General features: G+C 58.6%; 8 protein-coding genes and 1 pseudogene. All 9 read left to right on the forward strand.

Translation table 11 applies throughout. The features are described 5' to 3' along the window. Nucleotides 1–95 (forward strand): annotated as a pseudogene (locus tag DBR23_RS27145) (elongation factor Tu); the annotation flags it as partial. A gap of 25 nt (nt 96–120) precedes the next feature. After that, the gene (rpsJ, locus tag DBR23_RS27150; protein WP_005796953.1) at nt 121–432 is read left to right on the forward strand and encodes a 30S ribosomal protein S10; all 312 of its coding nucleotides are present in this window, start codon (nt 121–123) and stop codon (nt 430–432) included. 232 nt (nt 433–664) lie between these two features. Further along, nucleotides 665–1,339 carry a 50S ribosomal protein L3 gene (gene rplC, locus DBR23_RS27155; RefSeq protein WP_056058913.1) on the forward strand — a complete coding sequence of 225 codons (675 nt, stop codon included), beginning with the start codon at nt 665–667 and terminating at the stop codon, nt 1,337–1,339. Continuing rightward, entirely contained in the window at nt 1,339–1,959 is a 621-nt protein-coding gene (gene rplD / locus DBR23_RS27160; protein WP_008906425.1) for a 50S ribosomal protein L4, read from the forward strand. The genes rplC and rplD overlap by 1 nt, the downstream gene beginning before the upstream one ends. Next, complete coding sequence (rplW, locus tag DBR23_RS27165) at nt 1,956–2,270, forward strand: 50S ribosomal protein L23 (protein ID WP_007847815.1); 315 nt, start codon at nt 1,956–1,958, stop codon at nt 2,268–2,270. The genes rplD and rplW overlap by 4 nt, the downstream gene beginning before the upstream one ends. Before the next feature lie 2 nt (nt 2,271–2,272). Continuing rightward, a complete protein-coding gene (gene rplB / locus DBR23_RS27170; RefSeq protein WP_008906426.1) occupies nt 2,273–3,097 on the forward strand; it encodes a 50S ribosomal protein L2 in 825 nt (274 codons plus the stop codon). Nucleotides 3,098–3,107: 10 nt separating this feature from the next. After that, a complete protein-coding gene (gene rpsS / locus DBR23_RS27175) occupies nt 3,108–3,383 on the forward strand; it encodes a 30S ribosomal protein S19 (protein ID WP_010467177.1) in 276 nt (91 codons plus the stop codon). A 9-nt stretch (nt 3,384–3,392) separates the two neighbouring features. Next, nucleotides 3,393–3,725, forward strand: a complete 333-nt coding sequence (gene rplV / locus DBR23_RS27180; protein WP_007847806.1) for a 50S ribosomal protein L22 — start codon at nt 3,393–3,395, stop codon at nt 3,723–3,725. Between the two features lie 15 nt (nt 3,726–3,740). Then, nucleotides 3,741–4,115 (forward strand): 30S ribosomal protein S3 (gene rpsC, locus DBR23_RS27185; RefSeq protein WP_108500139.1); only part of this gene is annotated, 375 nt, incomplete at its 3' end.

A 4,115-nucleotide genomic window follows, 5' to 3' on the forward strand; every position in this document is an offset into this window, starting at 1 on the left:
TCAACCCCATCGCCATGGAAGAAGGTCTGCGCTTCGCTATCCGCGAAGGCGGCCGTACCGTGGGCGCTGGCGTCGTGGCCAAGATCATTGCTTAATTCATAAGCAGAAAAGGAACTTGCCATGTCCAAGCAAAAAATCCGCATCCGCCTGAAGGCGTTTGACTACAAGCTGATCGACCAGTCCGCTGCCGAGATCGTTGACACCGCCAAGCGCACCGGCGCCATCGTCAAGGGTCCCGTGCCCCTGCCGACGCGCATGAAGCGTTTCGACATCCTGCGCTCGCCGCACGTCAACAAGACCAGCCGCGACCAGCTCGAAATCCGCACGCACCAGCGTCTGATGGACATCGTGGACCCTACGGACAAGACCGTGGACGCCCTGATGAAGCTCGACCTGCCAGCTGGCGTGGACGTCGAAATCAAGCTGCAGTGATGTAGCAGTAGCTGTTGTGGGACGGGTTCGCCCGTCTTGCAGCGACTGAAATAGCGCGAACTTGCTTGAAAAAGCAGTTCGCGTTATACTTTAGGGCTTCGCTCGATTTGCGCCTGTTAAATGGTGTGCGTCAGCGGAGTTTTATTAACCTTCTTTCATGCACGCAAGCGAGAGTTTGCGGAAACGCCGTAGCCAATTGAAGTTGCGGCGGTGAGAGTTTTGGAGAAAACCAATGAGTCTGAGCAACTCCCTCGGGTTGCTGGGTCGCAAAGTGGGCATGATGCGTCTGTTCACCGATGATGGGGACGCAGTGCCTGTCACGGTGGTGGATGTGTCCAACAACCGCGTTACCCAGGTCAAAACCCAAGAGAACGATGGCTATGTGGCCCTGCAGGTCACATTCGGTTCGCGCAAAGCATCGCGCGTGACCAAGCCAGAAGCCGGCCACCTTGCCAAGGCAGGTGTGGAAGCCGGTGAAATCATCCAGGAATTCCGCGTGACCGCAGAAACCGCTGGCAAGTACGCCGCGGGTGCTACGGTTCCTGCCACCGATGTGTTTGCTGTGGGCCAAAAGGTCGACGTGCAAGGCACGTCCATCGGTAAGGGCTACGCCGGTACCATCAAGCGTCACAACATGAGCTCGCAGCGCGCGTCGCACGGTAACAGCCGTTCGCACAACGTGCCTGGCTCGATCGGTATGGCACAAGACCCAGGTCGCGTGTTCCCCGGCAAGCGCATGACGGGCCACCTCGGCGATGTCACCAAGACCACGCAAAACCTCGATGTCATCCGCATCGATGAAGCGCGTCAACTGCTCTTGATCAAGGGCGCTATTCCGGGCTCCAAGGGTGGGTTCGTGACGGTGCGTCCAGCGATCAAGGCCAAAGCCTCCAAAGGAGCGAACTAATGCAGCTCGAACTCCTGAATGACCAAGGCCAAGGCGCATCCAAGCTGGATGTTCCTGAAACCGTGTTCGGTCGTGAATACAACGAAGATCTGGTGCACCAGATCGTGGTGGCCTATCAGGCCAACGCCCGCCAAGGCACTCGCGCCCAGAAGGACCGCGAGCAAGTCCGTCACTCGACCAAGAAGCCTTTCAAGCAAAAGGGTACGGGTAACGCACGTGCAGGTATGACTTCCTCGCCTCTGTGGCGTGGGGGTGGTCGGATTTTCCCGAACATGCCTGACGAAAATTTCACGCAGAAGATCAACAAGAAGATGTACCGCGCCGGTATGTCTGCCATCTTGTCGCAGCTGGCCCGCGAAGGCCGTCTGGCTGTGGTCGATTCGCTGAAGCTTGATTCCCCCAAGACCAAGGTCCTGGCTGACAAGTTCAAGGCGATGAACCTGCAATCGGTGATGGTGATTGCCGACGAAGTGGACGAAAACCTGTACCTCGCCTCGCGCAATCTGGTGAACGTGCTCGTCGTTGAGCCCCGTTACGCCGATCCCGTGTCGCTGGTGCGTTTCAAGAAAGTGCTCGTCACCAAGGGTGCAATCGACAAACTCAAGGAGATGTTCGCATGAGCACACTCAAGTTTGACGAAGGTCGTCTGATGCAAGTGCTGGTCGCTCCCATCGTGTCCGAAAAGGCCACCATGGTTGCCGAGAAGTCCAATGCAGTGACGTTCAAGGTGCTGCAGAACGCTACCAAGCCCGAAATCAAGGCCGCTGTGGAATTGATGTTCAAGGTGGAAGTCAAGGGCGTTTCTGTGGTGAACACCAAAGGCAAGACCAAGCGTTTCGGCAAGACCGTGGGCCGCCGCGACAACGTTCGCAAGGCATACGTCACGCTGCAGCCAGGTCAAGAGCTGAACCTCTCCGGGGAGGCCGCGTAATCATGGCTGTCGTTAAGATGAAACCTACCTCGCCCGGCCAACGTGCCGTGGTGAAGGTCACGCGTGACCACCTGTACAAGGGTGAAGCGTACGCCCCCCTGCTGGAGCCACAATTCCAGAAGGCCGGTCGTAACAACAACGGTCACATCACCACCCGCCACAAGGGCGGTGGTCACAAGCACCACTACCGTGTGGTGGACTTCAAGCGCAACAAGGACGGCATTCCGGCCAAGGTTGAGCGCATTGAGTACGACCCCAACCGTACGGCCCACATCGCTCTGGTGTGCTATGCCGACGGCGAACGTCGCTACATCATCGCTCCCCGCAACCTGGAAGTGGGCGCAACCCTGCTGTCCGGTTCGGAAGCACCGATCCGCGCTGGCAACACGCTGCCTATCCGCAACATCCCCGTGGGTTCGACCATCCACTGCATCGAGCTCAAGCCCGGTGCCGGTGCTCAGATCGCCCGCTCGGCAGGTGCCTCGGCAACGCTGCTGGCCCGCGAAGGCGTTTACGCTCAAGTGCGTATGCGCTCCGGCGAAGTGCGCAAGATCCACATCGAATGCCGCGCCACCATTGGTGAAGTGGCCAACGAAGAGCACAGCCTGCGCCAACTGGGCAAGGCCGGTGTGAAGCGCTGGATGGGTATTCGTCCTACGGTTCGCGGCGTGGCCATGAACCCTGTGGATCACCCTCACGGTGGTGGCGAAGGCCGCACCGGCGAAGGCCGCCATGCAGTCGATCCTTGGGGCAATCTGACCAAGGGTTATCGCACCCGTAACAACAAGCGCACACAGATCATGATCGTGTCGCGTCGCAAGAAGTAAGGGGTAACAGATGACTCGCTCTCTCAAAAAGGGTCCATTTGTTGACCATCACTTGCTGGCCAAGGTCGAAAAGGCCGTTGCCACCAAGGACAAGAAACCAGTCAAGACCTGGTCGCGTCGCTCCATGGTTCTGCCCGAGTTCATCGGTCTGACCATCGCCGTGCACAACGGCAAGCAACACGTGCCGGTCTATGTCACCGACCAGATGGTGGGCCACAAGCTGGGCGAATTCGCCCTGACGCGCACCTTCAAGGGTCACCCCGCTGACAAAAAAGCGAAGAAGTAAGGAACGACCATGTCTGAAACACGTGCAGTCCTCCGGGGCGTCCGTCTGTCGGTCGACAAGGGCCGTCTGGTCGCCGACCTGATCCGCGGCAAGAAAGTGGACCAGGCTCTGAACATCCTGAACTTCACGCAGAAAAAAGCTGCGGGAATCGTCAAGAAGGTTCTGGAGTCGGCCATCGCCAACGCCGAACACAACGATGGCGCTGACATCGACGAACTGAAGGTCAAGACCATCTACGTCGAACAAGGCACCACGCTCAAGCGCTTCACCGCGCGCGCCAAAGGCCGCGGCAACCGCATCAGCAAGCCCACGTGCCATGTGTACGTGACGGTTGGCAACTAAAGGCTCGGGAAGACTATGGGACAGAAAATCCATCCTACCGGCTTCCGCCTTGCGGTCAGCCGCAACTGGTCCAGCCGTTGGTACGCCAGCAACCGCGATTTCGCGGGCATGCTGGCCGAAGACATCAAGGTGCGCGAGTACCTGAAGGCCAAGCTCAAGAACGCGGCTGTGTCGCGCATCCTGATCGAGCGTCCTGCCAAGAACGCCCGTATCACCATTTACTCGGCACGTCCTGGTGTGGTGATCGGCAAGAAGGGCGAAGACATCGAGAACCTGAAGAAGGAACTCGCGTCGCGCCTGGGCGTGCCCGTCGCAGTGAACATCGAAGAAGTGCGCAAGCCTGAAATCGATGCCAAGCTGATCGCCGACAGCATCACGCAACAGCTCGAA

The sequence above is a fragment of the Acidovorax sp. HMWF018 genome (genome assembly GCF_003061035.1).
Lineage (GTDB): Bacteria > Pseudomonadota > Gammaproteobacteria > Burkholderiales > Burkholderiaceae_C > Acidovorax > Acidovorax delafieldii.